The organism is Streptomyces sp. (assembly GCF_036566765.1).
Lineage (GTDB): Bacteria > Actinomycetota > Actinomycetes > Streptomycetales > Streptomycetaceae > Streptomyces.
The window spans coordinates 1-16,026 of sequence record NZ_DATCVQ010000068.1 but is presented as its reverse complement, the minus strand read 5'-3'; the positions used below and the strand labels follow the sequence as shown (position 1 = coordinate 16,026).

General features: G+C 71.8%; 17 protein-coding genes. 6 read left to right on the top strand and 11 right to left on the bottom strand.

Annotation, left to right across the window (positions count from 1 at the left end; translation table 11 throughout):
- Window positions 1-32: 32 nt before the first annotated feature.
- The 8 genes from cysN to VIU94_RS03410 all read right to left on the bottom strand — a co-directional run bounded on the left by cysN (window position 33) and on the right by VIU94_RS03410 (window position 6,363).
- Window positions 33-1,373 (bottom strand): sulfate adenylyltransferase subunit CysN, encoded by a 1,341-nt coding sequence (gene cysN / locus VIU94_RS03440; protein ID WP_331907364.1) that lies wholly within the window; start codon window positions 1,371-1,373, stop codon window positions 33-35.
- Window positions 1,374-1,375: 2 nt separating this feature from the next.
- Window positions 1,376-2,311 carry a sulfate adenylyltransferase subunit CysD gene (cysD, locus tag VIU94_RS03435; protein WP_331907362.1) on the bottom strand — a complete coding sequence of 312 codons (936 nt, stop codon included), beginning with the start codon at window positions 2,309-2,311 and terminating at the stop codon, window positions 1,376-1,378.
- The gene (cysC, locus tag VIU94_RS03430; RefSeq protein ID WP_331907360.1) at window positions 2,308-2,874 is read right to left on the bottom strand and encodes an adenylyl-sulfate kinase; all 567 of its coding nucleotides are present in this window, start codon (window positions 2,872-2,874) and stop codon (window positions 2,308-2,310) included. The genes cysD and cysC overlap by 4 nt, the downstream gene beginning before the upstream one ends.
- Window positions 2,871-3,578, bottom strand: coding sequence for a phosphoadenylyl-sulfate reductase (locus tag VIU94_RS03425; RefSeq protein ID WP_331907358.1), 708 nt, complete (start codon window positions 3,576-3,578; stop codon window positions 2,871-2,873). The genes cysC and VIU94_RS03425 overlap by 4 nt, the downstream gene beginning before the upstream one ends.
- Window positions 3,575-3,754, bottom strand: a complete 180-nt coding sequence (locus tag VIU94_RS03420) for a hypothetical protein (RefSeq protein WP_331907356.1) — start codon at window positions 3,752-3,754, stop codon at window positions 3,575-3,577. The genes VIU94_RS03425 and VIU94_RS03420 overlap by 4 nt, the downstream gene beginning before the upstream one ends.
- Window positions 3,751-5,448 carry a nitrite/sulfite reductase gene (locus tag VIU94_RS03415; protein WP_331907354.1) on the bottom strand — a complete coding sequence of 566 codons (1,698 nt, stop codon included), beginning with the start codon at window positions 5,446-5,448 and terminating at the stop codon, window positions 3,751-3,753. Before VIU94_RS03415 ends, VIU94_RS03420 begins: the two co-directional genes overlap by 4 nt.
- 126 nt (window positions 5,449-5,574) lie before the next feature.
- Window positions 5,575-5,658, bottom strand: a complete 84-nt coding sequence (locus tag VIU94_RS44595; RefSeq protein ID WP_360326930.1) for a putative leader peptide — start codon at window positions 5,656-5,658, stop codon at window positions 5,575-5,577.
- 135 nt (window positions 5,659-5,793) lie between these two features.
- Window positions 5,794-6,363: a GNAT family N-acetyltransferase gene (locus VIU94_RS03410; protein ID WP_331907353.1), complete on the bottom strand. Its 570-nt coding sequence runs from the start codon at window positions 6,361-6,363 to the stop codon at window positions 5,794-5,796.
- A 215-nt stretch (window positions 6,364-6,578) separates the two neighbouring features.
- Between VIU94_RS03410 and VIU94_RS03405 the strand changes: the two genes are divergently transcribed.
- The gene (locus VIU94_RS03405) at window positions 6,579-7,220 is read left to right on the top strand and encodes an RNA polymerase sigma factor (protein ID WP_331907351.1); all 642 of its coding nucleotides are present in this window, start codon (window positions 6,579-6,581) and stop codon (window positions 7,218-7,220) included.
- Window positions 7,217-7,864, top strand: coding sequence for a hypothetical protein (locus VIU94_RS03400; RefSeq protein ID WP_331907349.1), 648 nt, complete (start codon window positions 7,217-7,219; stop codon window positions 7,862-7,864). Before VIU94_RS03405 ends, VIU94_RS03400 begins: the two co-directional genes overlap by 4 nt.
- Before the next feature lie 47 nt (window positions 7,865-7,911).
- Here the strand turns inward: VIU94_RS03400 and VIU94_RS03395 are convergent, their stop codons facing one another.
- Together VIU94_RS03395 and VIU94_RS03390 are read right to left on the bottom strand one after the other, a co-directional pair.
- The gene (locus VIU94_RS03395) at window positions 7,912-9,204 is read right to left on the bottom strand and encodes a GAF domain-containing protein (RefSeq protein ID WP_331907347.1); all 1,293 of its coding nucleotides are present in this window, start codon (window positions 9,202-9,204) and stop codon (window positions 7,912-7,914) included.
- A 223-nt stretch (window positions 9,205-9,427) separates the two neighbouring features.
- Window positions 9,428-11,068 carry an acyl-CoA dehydrogenase family protein gene (locus VIU94_RS03390; protein ID WP_331907345.1) on the bottom strand — a complete coding sequence of 547 codons (1,641 nt, stop codon included), beginning with the start codon at window positions 11,066-11,068 and terminating at the stop codon, window positions 9,428-9,430.
- A gap of 17 nt (window positions 11,069-11,085) precedes the next feature.
- Here VIU94_RS03390 and VIU94_RS03385 point away from each other — a divergent pair, with 17 nt between their 5' ends.
- From VIU94_RS03385 to VIU94_RS03370, 4 genes are read left to right on the top strand one after another with little or no spacing between them, the layout of a single operon-like run.
- Window positions 11,086-12,201 carry a YihY/virulence factor BrkB family protein gene (locus tag VIU94_RS03385; RefSeq protein ID WP_331907343.1) on the top strand — a complete coding sequence of 372 codons (1,116 nt, stop codon included), beginning with the start codon at window positions 11,086-11,088 and terminating at the stop codon, window positions 12,199-12,201.
- Window positions 12,186-12,734: a DUF6597 domain-containing transcriptional factor gene (locus tag VIU94_RS44590; RefSeq protein ID WP_414720880.1), complete on the top strand. Its 549-nt coding sequence runs from the start codon at window positions 12,186-12,188 to the stop codon at window positions 12,732-12,734. The genes VIU94_RS03385 and VIU94_RS44590 overlap by 16 nt, the downstream gene beginning before the upstream one ends.
- The gene (locus VIU94_RS03375; RefSeq protein ID WP_331907341.1) at window positions 12,683-13,150 is read left to right on the top strand and encodes a cation:proton antiporter regulatory subunit; all 468 of its coding nucleotides are present in this window, start codon (window positions 12,683-12,685) and stop codon (window positions 13,148-13,150) included. The genes VIU94_RS44590 and VIU94_RS03375 overlap by 52 nt, the downstream gene beginning before the upstream one ends.
- Before the next feature lies 1 nt (window position 13,151).
- A complete protein-coding gene (locus VIU94_RS03370) occupies window positions 13,152-14,396 on the top strand; it encodes a cation:proton antiporter (protein WP_331907339.1) in 1,245 nt (414 codons plus the stop codon).
- A gap of 10 nt (window positions 14,397-14,406) precedes the next feature.
- Here VIU94_RS03370 and VIU94_RS03365 read toward each other — a convergent pair.
- On the bottom strand, window positions 14,407-16,026 hold a 1,620-nt coding region (locus VIU94_RS03365), incomplete at its 5' end, for a peptidoglycan recognition protein family protein (protein WP_331907337.1).

Genomic DNA, 16,026 nt, shown 5'->3' with positions numbered 1-16,026 from the left:
CCTTGGCGAATGTTCTGTAGACGTCGGTCATCTCAGAAGTCCCACCCTTCTTCGTCGTCCACGACGGCCACGGCCTTGGCGGAGGCGAAGGACTCGCCCGCCATGCCGGCCGCCAGCGTGGTGCCGTCCGCGGGGTCGATCAGCAGGAAGGAGCCGGTGCGCCGGGAGTCCGCGTACGCGTCGAGCGCGAGCGGCTCGGCCGTGCGGACCGTCACCTGGCCGATGTCGTTGGCGACCAGCTGCCCGGGGTTCGGGTGCTGGGAGAGGTCGTCCAGGGTGAGCCGGGACGGGATCTCCTTGACGATCGCCTTGACCGTGCGGGTGGTGTGCTTGAGCAGCACCCGCTGGCCGACGGTGAGCGGCTGGTCGGCCACGTGGCAGACCGTGGCGAGCACGTCCTGGCTGGTCGCCGGGGCGTCGCCGGCCGGGGCGAGGAGGTCGCCGCGGGAGATGTCGATGTCGTCGGCCAGCCGGATCGTCACCGACTGCGGGGCCCAGGCGATGTCCACGGACTCGCCCAGCGCGTCGATCGCGGTGATCGTGGAGGTCTTGCCCGAGGGCAGCACGGTGATCTGCTCGCCGACCCGGAACGCGCCGGCCGCGATCTGACCGGCGTAACCCCGGTAGTCGGGGTGCTCGGCGGTCTGCGGACGGATCACGTACTGGACCGGGAAGCGCGCGTGGCAGGCCGTCAGGTCGTGGCTGACCGGAACGGTCTCCAGGTGCTCCAGGACGGTCGGGCCGCCGTACCAGTCCATGTTCGCGGACGGCTCCACCACGTTGTCGCCGGCCAGCGCGGAGATCGGGATCGCGGTGATCTCCGGGACGCCGAGCTCGGAGGCGTACGTGGTGAACTCCTCGGCGATCGCGGCGAAGACGGACTCCTGGTAGTCGACCAGGTCCATCTTGTTCACGGCCAGGACCACGTGCGGCACGCGCAGCAGCGCGGCCACGGCCGCGTGCCGGCGGGTCTGCTCGACGACCCCGTTGCGGGCGTCGACCAGGACCACGGCCAGCTCGGCGGTGGACGCGCCGGTGACCATGTTCCGGGTGTACTGCACGTGCCCGGGGGTGTCGGCCAGGATGAACCGGCGGCGCGGGGTCGCGAAGTAGCGGTACGCCACGTCGATCGTGATGCCCTGCTCCCGCTCGGCCCGCAGACCGTCGGTCAGCAGCGCCAGGTCCGGGGCCTCCTGGCCACGGGACCGGGAGGCGGCCTCGACGGCCTCCAGCTGGTCGGTCAGGACCGACTTGGAGTCGTGCAGGAGGCGGCCCACCAGGGTGGACTTGCCGTCGTCGACGGAGCCGGCGGTGGCGAAGCGCAGCAGGGTGGTGGCCGAGACGTCGGCGAACTGCTCGGTGGTGCTCGTCATGGCTAGAAGTACCCTTCGCGCTTGCGGTCTTCCATCGCGGCCTCGGACATCTTGTCGTCGGCGCGGGTCGCGCCCCGCTCGGTGAGACGGGAGGCGGCGATCTCGGCGATCACGGCGTCGAGCGTGGTGGCGTCGGAGTCGACGGCGCCGGTGCAGGACATGTCGCCGACGGTGCGGTAGCGGATCAGCCGCGTCTGAGTCGCCTCGGTGTCCTTCGGGCCGCCCCACTCGCCGGCCGTGAGCCACATGCCGTTGCGGGCGAACACCTCGCGCTCGTGCGCGAAGTAGATCTCCGGGAGCTCGATCGCCTCACGCTGGATGTACTGCCAGACGTCCAGCTCGGTCCAGTTCGACAGCGGGAACACGCGGACGTGCTCGCCGGGGGCGTGGCGGCCGTTGTAGAGCTGCCACAGCTCCGGGCGCTGGCGGCGCGGGTCCCACTGGGAGAACTCGTCGCGCAGGGAGAACACCCGCTCCTTGGCGCGGGCCTTCTCCTCGTCGCGGCGGCCGCCGCCGAAGACGGCGTCGAAGCGGTGCTGCTGGATCGCCTCGGTCAGCGGGACGGTCTGCAAAGGGTTGCGGGTGCCGTCGGGGCGCTCGCGCAGCTTGCCGGCGTCGATGTACTCCTGCACGGAGGCGACGTGCAGCCGCAGCCCGTGCTCGGCGACCACGCGGTCGCGGTACTCGAGGACCTCGGGGAAGTTGTGCCCGGTGTCGACGTGCAGCAGCGTGAAGGGGATCGCCGCGGGGGCGAACGCCTTCAGCGCCAGGTGCAGCATGACGATGGAGTCCTTGCCGCCGGAGAAGAGGATCACCGGCCGCTCGAACTCGCCCGCCACCTCACGGAAGATGTGCACGGCCTCGGACTCGAGGGAGTCCAGGTGCGACAGCGCGAACGGGCTGTCGGTCTCCTCATGAACGTGGGCAACGGTCGTCATGCCAGGCCCCTCTCGGTGAGCAGCGCGTGGAGCTGCGCCGCGGACTCCTGCACGGTCTGGTTCTGGGACTCGATCCGCAGATCGGGGTTCTGCGGCTCGTCGTACGGGTCGTCGACGCCGGTCAGCCCGCTGATCTCGCCCGCGGCCTGCTTGGCGTACAGCCCCTTCACGTCACGCACGGAGCAGACGTCCACCGGGGTGGCGACGTGCACCTCGACGTACGGGGTGCCCTCGGTCGCGTGCCGCTTGCGGACGGCCTCGCGGCTGTCCTCGTACGGGGCGATGACCGGGACGAGGACCTTCACGCCGTTCGAGGCGAGCAGTTCGGCGACGAAGCCGATCCGCTGCACGTTGGTGTGCCGGTCCTCGCGGCTGAAGCCGAGACCCGCGGAGAGGAACTCGCGGATCTCGTCGCCGTCGAGCACCTCGACGCGGTGCCCCTCGCCGCGCAGCCGGCCGGCGAGCTCGTACGCGATGGTCGTCTTGCCGGCGCTCGGCAGACCGGTGAGCCAGATGGTGGCACCCGTCACGTGCTTCTCCTGAACTTCCTGAGTGTCCGTCATCCGTGCAGTCCGCACTCGGTCTTGGCCCGGCCCGCCCAGCGTCCGGCGCGGGCGTCCTCGCCCTCCGCGATCCGGCGGGTGCAGGGGGCACAGCCGACGGAGGCGTAGCCGTCCATCAGCAGCGGGTTGGTGAGCACGCCGTGCTCGGCGACGTACGCGTCCACGTCGTCCTGCGTCCAGCGGGCGATCGGGGAGATCTTGACCTTCTGCCGCTTCTCGTCCCAGCCGACGACCGGGGTGTTCGCCCGGGTCGGGGACTCGTCGCGGCGCAGGCCCGTGGCCCACGCGGCGTACCCGGCCAGGCCCTCTTCGAGGGGCTTGACCTTGCGCAGCGCGCAGCACAGGTCGGGGTCGCGGTCGTGCAGCTGCGGCCCGTACTCGGCGTCCTGCTCGGCGACCGTCTGGCGCGGGGTCAGGGTGATGACCTTGACGTCCATCACCGCCTCGACCGCGTCCCGGGTGCCGATGGTCTCCGGGAAGTGGTAGCCGGTGTCGAGGAAGACGACGTCCACGCCGGGCATGGCCCGCGAGGCGAGGTGGGCGACCACCGCGTCCTCCATCGAGGAGGTGACGCAGAACCGGGAGCCGAAGGTGTTCGCCGCCCACTGGAGGATCTCCAGCGCGGAGGCGTCCTCCAGATCACGGCCGGCCTGCTCGGCGAGTGCCTTCAGGTCGGCCGCGGTCGCGTCCTGAGTGATCGTCATATCTCGTCCCCTCCATCGGATTCGCTCGAAGTGCCCGGGGCGAGGAGCCCCAGGAACTTCAGCTGGAAGGCTCGACTGCACGCCCGGCATTCCCAGGCCCCGTGTCCCTGCTCGCTCGGACGCAGGTCCTCGTCGCCGCAGTACGGGCAGTAGAACGGCGCGGCTCGCTCGCTCATGAGAGGGCCTCTTCCGACGCGCGCGCCGCCCAGGCGGCGAAGCGCTCGCCGTCCTCGCGCTGCTCCTGGAAGCGCTTGAGGACCCGCTCGACGTAGTCGGGCAGCTCGGCGGAGGTGACCTTCAGGCCACGCACCTTGCGGCCGAAACCGGCCTCCAGGCCGAGCGCGCCGCCCAGGTGCACCTGGTAGCCCTCGACGCGGTTGCCCTCGTCGTCCAGGACCAGCTGGCCCTTGAGACCGATGTCCGCGACCTGGATGCGGGCGCAGGCGTTCGGGCAGCCGTTGATGTTGATGGTGATCGGCTCGTCGAACTCGGGGATGCGGCGCTCGAGTTCGTCGATGAGCGAGGCGCCGCGCGCCTTGGTCTCGACGATCGCCAGCTTGCAGAACTCGATGCCGGTGCAGGCCATCGTGCCGCGGCGGAACGGCGAGGGGGTGACGCGCAGGTCCAGCGACTCCAGGGCGGAGACGATCGACTCGACCTGAGCCTCCTCGATGTCGAGGACGAGCATCTTCTGCTCGGCGGTGGTGCGCACCCGGCCGGAGCCGTGCGCCTCCGCGATCTCGGCGATCTTCGTCAGGGTCGCGCCGTCGACGCGGCCGACGCGCGGCGCGAAGCCGACGTAGAACCGGCCGTCGTTCTGCTGGTGGACGCCGACGTGGTCGCGCCACTGACCGGCGGGCTGCGCCGGCGCGGGGCCGTCCGTCAGCTTGCGCTTCAGGTACTCGTCCTCCAGGACCTGGCGGAACTTCTCCGGGCCCCAGTCGGCGACCAGGAACTTCAGGCGGGCGCGGGTGCGCAGCCGGCGGTAGCCGTAGTCGCGGAAGATCGAGATGACGCCCTCGTAGACGTCAGGGACCTCGTCGAGCGAGACCCAGGCGCCCAGGCGCACGCCCAGCTTGGGGTTGGTGGACAGGCCGCCGCCGACCCAGACGTCGAAGCCGGGGCCGTGCTCCGGGTGCTCGACGCCGACGAAGGCGATGTCGTTGATCTCGTGCGCCACGTCGAGCAGCGGCGAGCCGGAGATCGCGGACTTGAACTTGCGGGGCAGGTTGGAGAAGTCCTTGTTGCCGACGATCCGGCGGTAGATCTCGTCGATGGCGGGGGTGCCGTCGATGATCTCGTCCGCGGCGATGCCGGCGACCGGCGAGCCGAGGATGACGCGGGGGGTGTCGCCGCAGGCCTCGGTGGTGGACAGGCCGACGGCCTCCAGCCGGTTCCAGATCTCGGGGACGTCCTCGATCCGGATCCAGTGGTACTGGACGTTCTGCCGGTCCGTGATGTCGGCGGTGCCGCGGGCGAACTCCTGCGAGATCTCGCCGATGACGCGCAGCTGCTCGGTGGTCAGCCGGCCGCCGTCGATGCGGACACGGAGCATGAAGTACTCGGCGTCCAGCTCCTCCGGCTCCAGGACGCCGGTCTTGGTGCCGTCCAGGCCTTCCTTGCGCTGCGTGTACAGGCCCCACCAGCGCATCCGGCCGCGCAGGTCGTTGGGGTCGATCGAGTCGAATCCGCGCTTGGAATAGATCGTCTCAATGCGTGTCCGCACATTGAGACCGTCGTCGTCCTTCTTGAACTGCTCATTGCCGTTCAGGGGGGTCAAGTGCCCCACGGCCCACTGACCCTCACCACGGTGACGGCTCACCTTGCGGCGCGGCGTAGCGGGGGTGGGGTTTTCCGGGGTGGCGGCCATGGCGTCTTGTCCTTCGGGACTGCAGGAGGGCGGCTCTGACCTGCACATTCATGCGGGTGTCAGAGGAGGGCGCGACGGTGCGCAGCAGGGTCGGGCAGAAAAGGAATCGCGGCGTTGCTGGTTCTCTCAGCGCACCGGACAGATGGCGCTGGACACGCGGCCGAGGTCGACGTGCCGCCGACTCACCAAGGCAATTCCAGTTCCAGACATGACGGAAGCGTGTCACGGGACTTTGGACCCAGTCCAGCTTCATCCATTATGTGGACATCACCGTCCCGCATCGCGAGACGGTGTGCGCTGGGTCACGTCCGGCCCTCCTGCGGGCCCGGTCCTGCGGGGAGTCGCTCAGGCGTGCGCGCCGGGCCAGGGGCCGGGGGTCTCGGACTCCTCGATCTCCTCGACCTTCGTGTCGAACAGTTTGAAGCCCCGGCGCAGATAGTTGTCCATCGCGTGCGGTCCGTCCAGCGAGCAGGTGTGCAGCCACACCCGCCGGGTCGGCTCCCGGTCCGGCCAGCGCTCGGCCAGGTCCCAGGCGCGCTGCACCCCGTAAGAGAGCAGGTGCCCGCCGATCCGTCGGCCCCGGAAGGCGGGGATCAGGCCGAAGTAGACGATCTCCACCGTGCCGTCGTCCTGCGGGTCCAGCTCCACGTACCCGGCCGGCGTCCCCTTCTCGTACGCCACCCAGATCTCGGCCCCCGGCTTCTCGACGATCTCCAGCCACTGCTTGTACGTCAGGGCCAGCCGGTCGTTCCAGCGGATGTCGCCGCCGACCGCCGTATAGAGGAAGCGGCTGAACTCGGGCGAGGGCATCGCGGCCCGCACGATCCGTACGTCCTCGCCCTCCGGCGGGGTTGCGGCACGCAGATCGGACGGCGCGGTCTGTTCGAGGGACCAGGTGGTGAGAGTGATGCTCATGAGCCCATCGCATCATGCGGAGCAATAGATTCCCAGGCCGGCCCGTACCGCAGCGCGGGGCGGGCCGTCCGGAATGTGGACCGATGCTCAGTCCGTGGACGGCGCGGAGGAACTCGCGGCGGCGGTCCGGCGTTCTGTCCCCAAGGGGGCGTGGTGTGACGCAGCTCACCGCAACGCCCGAGTCGCTGCGGACAAGACTGGGTGTGGATTTCTCTGTGCACGCCCGCATACGGGCCGGGGACCCCGAGGCATTCCGGGAGCTGTTCCGTGCCCACGCCCAGCTCGTTCATCGCCATGCCGTCCGGGTGACCGGCGACTGGGCCCTCGCCCAGGACGTCGTCTCGCTGACCTTCCTGGAGGCGTGGCGGCTGCGGCACAAGCTGCGCGACGAGGGCGACAGCCCCAGGCCCTGGCTGATGGGCATCGCGACGAACGTGCTGCGCAACACCTCTCGCTCCGCCCGACGGCACGAGCGCGCCCTCTCCCGCATCCCCGCCGACGACACCGTCCCGGACTTCGCCGACGAGCTGGTCGGACGGATGGCGGACGCCGAGCAGCTGGCGGCCGCCCGCCTCGCGCTGTCCCGCCTCCGGCGGACCGAGCGCGAGGTGTTCACGCTCTGCGTCTGGTCCGGGCTCGGCTACGCCGAGGCCGCGGAGGCGCTGGGCGTGCCCGTCGGCACGATCCGCTCGCGGCTCTCCCGCGCCCGGGCCCGTCTGCGCAAGCTCGTCGCCGACGAGCTGCGGACGTCGGGAGGCGAGAGCGACGGCACGAACCCGGAACCGCCGTCCGGGACCGGACAAGTACAGGGTGGCCGCGTCGATGCGGCCCGGTCGACCAAGGAGTGGAACCGATGACGCTCGATCCCCGGCGGCGGCAGGAGCCGCTCGACCTCGCGGAGTTGGCCCGGCTGCTGCCGGCGCCGGGCGACCCGGTTCTGCCCCCGGACCGCCGACTCCGGCTCGAGGAGCACCTGATGAGCGAGATCCAGCAGCAGCACACCCGTACCCATGCCGACACGCGGCGGGAAGGACGCCGCCCGCGGCGACGCCTGGCCTTCATCGCCGGATCCGCCGCCCTGGTGCTCCTGGGCGGCGGCGCCATCGCCGCGACGACCCTCCTGGGGGACGAGCCCGCCTCGGTGGGAAACAGCGTCCGCTGCTACAGCGCGGCGAAGCTGACGGACACCCCCCACACCACCACGGCGATGGCCGGGCCCGGGACCGGCGCCCCGGCCACGGACATCAGCGCCACCGTCGATGCCGCGATCCGCGCCTGTGCCGGCCTGTGGGAGGCGGGCCTCATCGAAGCCGGCAAGCTCCCGGCTCCCACGGCCCGACCGGGTGAGCCCCTGGTCATTCCCTCGGCCGCTCCCGGTCAGGGGAGGGTGCCGCTGCTCACCGCCTGCCGGCTGGACAGCGGCGAGGCCGCCGTCCTCCCCGGCGACGACCGCACCTGCCAGAACCTCGGGCTGCCGCGCCTGGCCGACCAGCGCGGGTAGCGGAGGGCGCCCAGGCCAAGGGCGTCAAAGGAGCGGAAGGCAGGCTCTCACCCGCTCGCCGGCCCCCTGCGGGAGCTCAGCACCGCGGGGGCCGTCGAGTGGGGGAGTAAGGCGGCCGGGTCGGGCGGGGTGATCAGGTCGACCTCGACCTCCTCGCTGAAGCGGTACGGGCGGTGGGCGAGGACGCCCGCCAGGTTGCGGCGGATCCGCGACAGCTCCGCCCGTACCGTGACCGTCCTGGTCCGGTCGCCGAACACGTCCTCCGCCAGCTCCGCCGCCGTCCGGCCCGCCGGGTGGCGGGCCAGCACCCACAGCAGCTCCGCATGACGCGGGCTCAGCTCCTGGGTCCAGCTGCCCGCCGCCCCGGAGACCGCCACCGTCCAGCGGCGCGGCCGGCTCAGGTCGAGGACCACCCGGCTGGAACCCGGCTCCGTCGCCGGGTCGTCCTCGACCCGCAGCAGCCAGCCGCCCGGCAGCGGCTCCACCGCGCACATGCCGAGCGACGGGAGCCACATCTGGCCCGCCCGGAACGACTTGGGCAGTGCGAGCCGGTCCACCGGGACCATTCCGGTCACCGCCGCCGTCCAGCCGTACATGTCCACCGCGATCGCCCGGCCGCCCACCCGGCACAGGATGGGCGCGGCGACCGACCGCAGCCGCTCGATCGACCGCAGATGCCGCTCCCGCATCTCCGCCTCGGCCAGCTGCGCCACCGAGCCGACCAGCGCGAGGGTCGCCGGGTGGAAGCTGGACGCCGGTCCGCTCACGTCGACGATGCCGAGCAGCCGCTGGTCGCGCGGATCGTGCACGGGCGCGGCGGCGCAGGTCCAGTTGTGCAGGGTGTGCAGGTAGTGCTCGGCTGAGTGCACCTGCACGGCACGGCGCACGGCGAGCGCCGTGCCCACCGCGTTCGTGCCGGTGCTGGACTCGGCCCAGGCCGCGCCCTCCTCCAGACAGATCCCGTTGGCCCGGCGGAGCACCGACAGGTTGCCCTCGCGCCACAGCACCCGGCCGTGCTCGTCGGTGACCACCATGATCTGCATCGAGGCGTCGGCGATCCCGCTCAGCCCGGCGCTCAGCGTCCGCATCATCTCGCCGATGAGCGTCGTCCGGCGCCGCTCCTCCAACTCGTCGCGCTGCAGCAGCACACTGCTGGTGTCCCGGTCCGGATCGAGGCCGAGCCGGAACATCCGCTGCCACGACGCGTCGATCACCGGCCGCGGTGCGATCGGCGGACGCCGGCCTGCCAGCGTCGCCTCTCGCACCCGGTGAAGCAGCCGGGACGCCTGCGCGGAGTCCATGGCGGTCAGTCGAGCCAGGTCGAGCGCGGTGTTGTTCATCGGTATCCCCCAGGCACCGGTGGTGCTGTATCGGTTCTGCAGAGGCGCGAGCGTGCCACCCCATCGTGCCGCTCCGGTCTGCCCGGCGCGGTGCGGTTCGGGTAATCCTGCAACCGTCTGCAACTCTGGCGAACCCGCCGTACGTGCGTGAGGGTGGTGCGACAGCGGAGGGTGGTGCCGTGTCGGCGCAGCACCACCCTCGGCTTTTTCCGTTTCCGGGGGCTCAGACCACCGCGCGCGCCCGCTGCACCACCTTCGCCAGATCGAGCGAGTGCGGAAGCGTCCCGAAGGCCGTCCCCCAGTCGCCGCCGAGCCGCGAGGCGCAGAACAGGTCCGCGACCTCCGGCGGGGCGAAGCGCACCAAGAGCGAGCCCTGGAGCACCAGCGCCATCCGCTCGACCAGCCGCCGCGCCCGCGCCTCGATCCCGTCCAGATCGGCCAGTTCGGTCAGCAGGCCCTTGATCGCGTTGTCCAGCCGGTAGTCCGCGCCGCGCGCCTTCCCGACCTCCTGGAGGAACGCGTTCAGCGCCTCCGGCTCCCTCTGCAGCGCCCGCAGCACGTCGAGCGCCTGGACGTTGCCGGAGCCCTCCCAGATCGAGTTCAGCGGCGACTCGCGCAGCAACCGGGGCATCCCCGACTCCTCCACGTAGCCGTTGCCGCCCAGGCACTCCAGCGCCTCCACCGCCACCGGCGTGCAGCGCTTCGTCACCCAGTACTTGGCCGCCGGCACCGCCAGCCGCAGGAACGCGCGCTCGGCGTCCGTATCGGCGTCATTCGCCGCCGCGAGCCGCAGCCCCAGCGTCGTCGCCGCCTCCGACTCCAGCGCCAGGTCCGCAAGGACGTTGCGCATCAGCGGCTTGTCGATCAGCAGCCCGCCGAAGGCGCTGCGGTACGCGGCGTGGTGCACGGCCTGCGCCACCGCCTGCCGCATCAGCCCCGCCGAGCCGAGCACGCAGTCGAGCCGGGTCGCCGCCACCATCTCGATGATCGTGCGCACCCCGCGGCCCTCGTCGCCGACCCGGCGCGCCCAGGTCCCGTCGAACTCCACCTCGCTCGACGCGTTCGACCGGTTGCCCAGTTTCTCCTTCAGTCGCTGGATCGCGAACACGTTCCGGCTGCCGTCCGGCAGCACCCGCGGCACCAGGAAGCAGGTCAGCCCGTCGGGCGCCTGGGCGAGCACCAGGAAAGCGTCCGACATCGGCGCCGAGCAGAACCACTTGTGCCCGGTGAGCAGGTACCCGCCGTCCCCGTCCCCGTCCAGCGGCCGCGCCTGCGTGGTGTTCGCCCGGACGTCGCTGCCGCCCTGCTTCTCCGTCATGCTCATCCCGAAGAGCACGCCGGCCTTGTCCGCGGCCGGCCGCAGGCCCTCCTCGTACACCCGGGAGGTCAGCCGCGGCTCCCACTCGGCGGCCAGCTCCGGATCGGTGCGCAGGGCCGGCACGGCGGCGTGCGTCATCGACAGCGGACAGCCGTGCCCGGCCTCTGCCTGCGTCCAGACCAGGAACCCGGCCGCGCGCCGCACATGCCCGCCGGGCCGGCCCCAGGCGTTCGTCAGCCCCGCGCCGACACCCTTGCCGAGCAGCCGGTGCCACGCGGGATGGAACTCGACCTCGTCGATCCGGTTGCCGTAGCGGTCGTGGGTGCGCAGGCGCGGCGGGTTCTCGTTGGCCTGCCTGCCCCATTCCTGGACCTGGGCGGAACCCGCGCCGAGACCCAGCTCCGTCAGTTCCTCCTGGGCCGCGGGAAGGAGTCCGGGGTCGAGATGTCGTTCGACGGCCTCAGTGAGCGCCCGATCGGACGTGAATACGTCGTATCCCACCAGGGGCGGAGCCTGGTTGGTCACTGTGTGGGTGGTGGCTGCCATGCCGATACGGTAAGGAGGTGCAGGCAGCAAATGAAACACCCGAGCGGCTCAAAACGGGCAGACTCCACCGGGCCCGAGTCCTCTACCGCAACGTGTCCAAGCGGAAGCTGGTCTGGCTGCTCCTGAAGGACACCGTCAACTCGTGCATCGAGTACCGCATCCTCGGGCTCGCCGCCGAGGCGGCGTTCTTCACGCTGCTCTCCCTGCCGCCGCTCATGCTGGGTCTGCTCGGTCTGCTCGGCTACGTCGACAACTGGACCGACACCACCACGGTCGCGTCGATCCAGGAGAACATCCTGCGCGCCTCCGGCACGGTCCTGTCCGACCGGGGCGTCAACGACATCGCGAAGCCGCTCCTGGAGGACGTCACGCAGGCCGGCCGGCCCGACGTGATCTCCATCGGCTTCGCCATCGCCCTGTGGTCCGGCTCGCGGGCGGTGAACGTCTTCATCGACACGATCACGGTCATGTACGGGCTCGACGGGCACCGCGGGATCGTGGCGACACGGCTGCTCGCCTTCCTGCTCTACATCATCGCGCTGCTGATCGGCGCGGTCGTGCTGCCGCTCGCCGTGGTCGGCCCGGACCGGGTGGTGGAGCTGATCCCGTGGGGCACCGAGGTCGTCGCGGTGCTGTACTGGCCGGCCGTCATCCTGCTCTCCGTGGCCTTCCTGACCACGCTGTACCACGTGTCCGTGCCGGTCCGCTCGCCGTGGATCGAGGACATCCCGGGCTCGCTGGTCGCCCTCGGGATGTGGGTGCTGGGCAGCTTCGTGCTCCGGATCTATCTGACCAGCCAGGTCGAGGGGCCGACGATCTACGGCTCGCTCGCCGCGCCGATCGCGGTGCTGCTGTGGATCGGCATCTCCGCGTTCGCCGTGCTCGTGGGCGCGGCGGTGAACGCGGCGATCGACCGTGTCTGGCCCTCGGTCGCCACGGCGGCGGCCCGTGAGGCCAACGAACGCCACCGCGCCGCCCAGGCCGCGGAACTCCTCGCCCGCGCCCGCGCGGAAGCGGACGATGTCGACGAGGACGACCCCGACATGCCCTCGGAGTTCCCCGAACGCTGGTCGAGGTTCCTGCCGCCGGACGACGTGAAGTCCCGCCTGCACAGCGGGTGGGAGCGGGACTGACGCGTGCCGTCGCCCCCGGCCTGCGCCTGGACGGCGTGTACGCGGAACGTTCCTCCCCGATCGACGGGGCGGTGGTCTGGACCGTAGCGCCGCGGGCGGTCGGCGATGTGCGGCCGGTGCTGCCCGACGGGTGCACGGACCTGCTCTGGAGCGAGGGCCGGCCGCTCGTCGCCGGACCCGACACCCGCCCGTACCTGCCCGGCAGCGGCGCGGCCTACGCCGGGGTCCGCTTCGCGCCGGGAGACGCGCCCGGGCTGCTCCGCGTCCCCGCGCACGAGCTGCGCGACCGGCGCGTCGAGCTCGCCGACCTCTGGGGCGCGGGCGAGGCGCGACGGCTGGCCGACCGGGTCGCCGGGGCGGCCGCTCGGACCTCCGCCCCGCCCGTCCCCAGCCCCGGTGGTACGGTAAAAACGTCGTCTTTGCGACAATTCGTCCGCCTTGTCCGGTCGTACCGGCCGCTGCTCCCAGAGAGGCGACCGTCATGGGCACGCGTCGCATCCCGCTTCCCGGCGTCGGCACGCAGTACGACCTGACCACCGAGTCCGGCGGTCATCTCTCCGTCGTCGTGCACCATGACGGGCGGCGGTTCCTCGGCGTGTACCGGTCCGACGACCCCGACGCCTGCGAGACCGTCGCGCTCGACCCCGAAGAGGCCACCGTCCTGGCCCACTTGATCGACCCCGCCCGGCTGGAGGGCATCGACACCGACGGACTCGACCTCGTCACCGAGCACATCCCGGTCGGCTCCCGGTCCCCGTACGCCGGCCGGCTCCTCGGCGACACCCGGGCCCGTACCCGTACCGGCGCGTCCATCGTCGCCGTGCTGCGCCGCACCAGCGTCCACCCGTCCCCCGGCCCCGACTTCCGGTTCGCGCTCGGGGACACCCTCGTCGCCGTCGGGACCCGCGACGGCGTGGACGCGCTCGCCGCGATCATCGGCGGAGGGTGATGTGCACGACACCACCTCCCTGCTCGTCGAACTCGGCTCGCTCCTCCTCACCCTGGGTCTGATCGGACGCTTCGCCGGCCGCATCGGTCTGTCGCCCATCCCGCTCTACCTGCTCGCCGGCCTCGCCTTCGGCAAGGGCGGGCTGCTGCCCCTCGACGCCAGCGAGGAGTTCGTCGCGGTCGGCGCCGAGATCGGCGTCATCCTGCTCCTGATGACCCTCGGCCTGGAGTACGCCGCCTCCGAGCTCGTCGGCAGCCTGCGCACCCAATACCCCTCCGGACTCGTCGACTTCGTCCTCAACGCCGTCCCCGGCGCGATCGCCGGGATCCTCCTCGGCTGGGGCCCGGTCGGCGCGGTCGCGCTGGCCGGCGTCACCTGGGTCTCCTCCTCCGGCGTCATCGCCAAGGTCCTCACCGACCTCGGCCGGCTCGGCAACCGGGAGACCCCCGCCGTCCTCGGCGTCCTCGTCATCGAGGACCTGTCCATGGCGCTCTACCTGCCGCTGCTCACCGCCCTGGTGGCCGGCGTCGGCCTCGCCGGCGGGAGCATCGCCGTGGTCGTCGCGCTCGGCGCCGTCGGCATCGTGCTGTACTTCGCGCTCCGCCACGGCCACCACCTCAGCCGGGCCGTCTCCTCCGACAACCCCGAGATGCTGCTGCTCGTCGTGCTCGGCCTGACCGTCCTGGTCGCCGGGATCGCCCAGCGGCTCCAGGTCTCCGCGGCGGTCGGCGCGTTCCTCGTCGGCATCGCGCTCTCCGGCGAGGTCGCGGGGGCCGCGCACCGGCTGCTCACCCCGCTGCGGGACCTGTTCGCCGCGGTCTTCTTCGTCTTCTTCGGCCTGTCCACCGACCCGACCGCCATCCCCCCGGTGCTGCCGATCGCGCTGCTGCTCGCCGCGGTCACCGTCGTCACCAAGGTCACCACCGGCTGGTACGCGGCCCGGCGCGCCGGCATCGGCCCGCGCGGCCGGCTGCGGGCCGGCGGGGCGCTCGTCGCCCGAGGCGAGTTCTCCGTGGTGATCGCCGGCCTGGCCGCAGCCACCGAGCCCCGGATCCTGCCCCTCGCCACCGCCTACGTCCTGCTCATGGTCCTGCTCGGCCCCCTCTCCGCCCGCTGGACCGAGCCCCTGCTCACCCGCCTCAGAGCCGCCCTCGGACGCGGAACGGCGCCGGCTCCGCACCCGCGAGGGGTGGGAGCCGGCGCCGCTGCGAACAGGCAGAACGGGCGGAACAGGCCCGACAGCTAGAACAGGCCGGTCAGCGAAGGTAGACGAGACCGTCGGTGGTGACCGTCGGACGGCCGGACGTGCCGACCACCACGATCTTCACCGTGTGCTTGGCCGCCGAGGACCAGTTACGGGTCCAGATCGCGTTCCGGTACATCGTGGTCGAGGACTTCAGGTCCACCGTCGAGACCTTCACGCCGTCCACGTACACGTACGCCTGGCCGGAGGTCGACGCCCGGGACACCACCCACGCGACCGAACGGCCGGTGAAGGTCCAGCTGATCGACGCGTTCCTGGCGGTGCTGGCGAGGGACTTGCCGCCCAGGTAGCTGGTCGACGACTTGGCCGTCCAGGTACCGGTGCGGACCGCCGAGGTCTCCTGGAGGATCATCGGCGTCGAACCGACCGACGCGGTGGTCCTGTTGCCGGCCTGGTCGTACGCGTTGAGCGTCCACGTCGTGGTGACGGCCGGCTTCGCCGAGTGCGCGGCGGTGGTCACCGTCGGGCCGTACGTCGCGGCCACCGGCGTCGTCAGCCGGACGTCGCGCAGGGCGGCGGCGTCCGTCGCCTTCCACACCAGGCTCAGCGGGGCGGCGGTCGCGTTCACCGTGCCCGTGCGCAGGTAGACGCGCGGGGTGGTGGAGAAGACCGGGGCGGTGGTGTCGCCCACCACGGTGAGCGCGGGCGTGGCCGTGGTCTTGCGCGAGGTGTGCACCGCGCGGACGGCCACGGAGTGGCTGCCCGCCGGGACGGTCACCGCGGCGGACCGCGCCGAACCGGTGGCGGTGGCCGCCACGTTGCCGTCGACCAGCACCTCGTGCTTCGTGATGAACGCGGACGGGGTGGTCGCCGTCCAGGCGACGGTCAGCGGACCGCGCGTGTAGTACTTCCCGCCGGACAGCGTCGCGCCTGTCACCGAGGTGACGCGCAGCCCCGCCACCGGGCCCGCGGCCCAGGAGCGGATGGTGCCCAGCTGGCCGTACGCGGTTCCGCCCGGGCACTGGGTGTTGAAGCCGTCCCGGTGGCCGAAGATCGTCGAGAACGGGATCTGCGCGCCCTGCGCCCAGGTCTTGCTGAAGTAGTTGCCGCCCGCGGCGCCCGCGGTCAGCGTCGTCGTGCCGGCCGGGTCCACGCCGTACTGGCCGAGCTTCCATGCGGCGATCCGCGCGGCCGAGATCATCTGGGACGTCGACAGCGCGGTGGACGTGTAGTCGCCGATCATCGAGACGCTTGTGGTCTCGCTGTTGAAGCCGTACGTGTGCGCGCCGACGACCGGCATGTCCACGCCGCCCTTGCGGCCCTCGAAGATCGTGCCGCACTTGTCGACGAGGAAGTGGTAGCCGATGTCCTTCCAGCCGTTGCCGCCCTGGGAGGCCGGCTTGACGTGGTAGGCGTAGATGCCGCGCACGATCGCCGCCGAGTCGGCGCAGGAGTAGTCGTTCGTCGCGGCGGTGTGGTGGACCGCCACCGCCTTGACCTTCCCGCCCGGAAGGTAGGTCGGGGCCTCGGGGCTCATGCTCTCGTCGGCGCCCCAGCCGGCCCGCGAGGTGATCGCCGGCCGGGCCGCCGTCGACGGCGGCGCGGTCGGGCCGGTCGCCGTGGGAGTCGGCTTCGGGGTGACGGAGGCCGAGGGGGACGGCGTGGTGGTCGT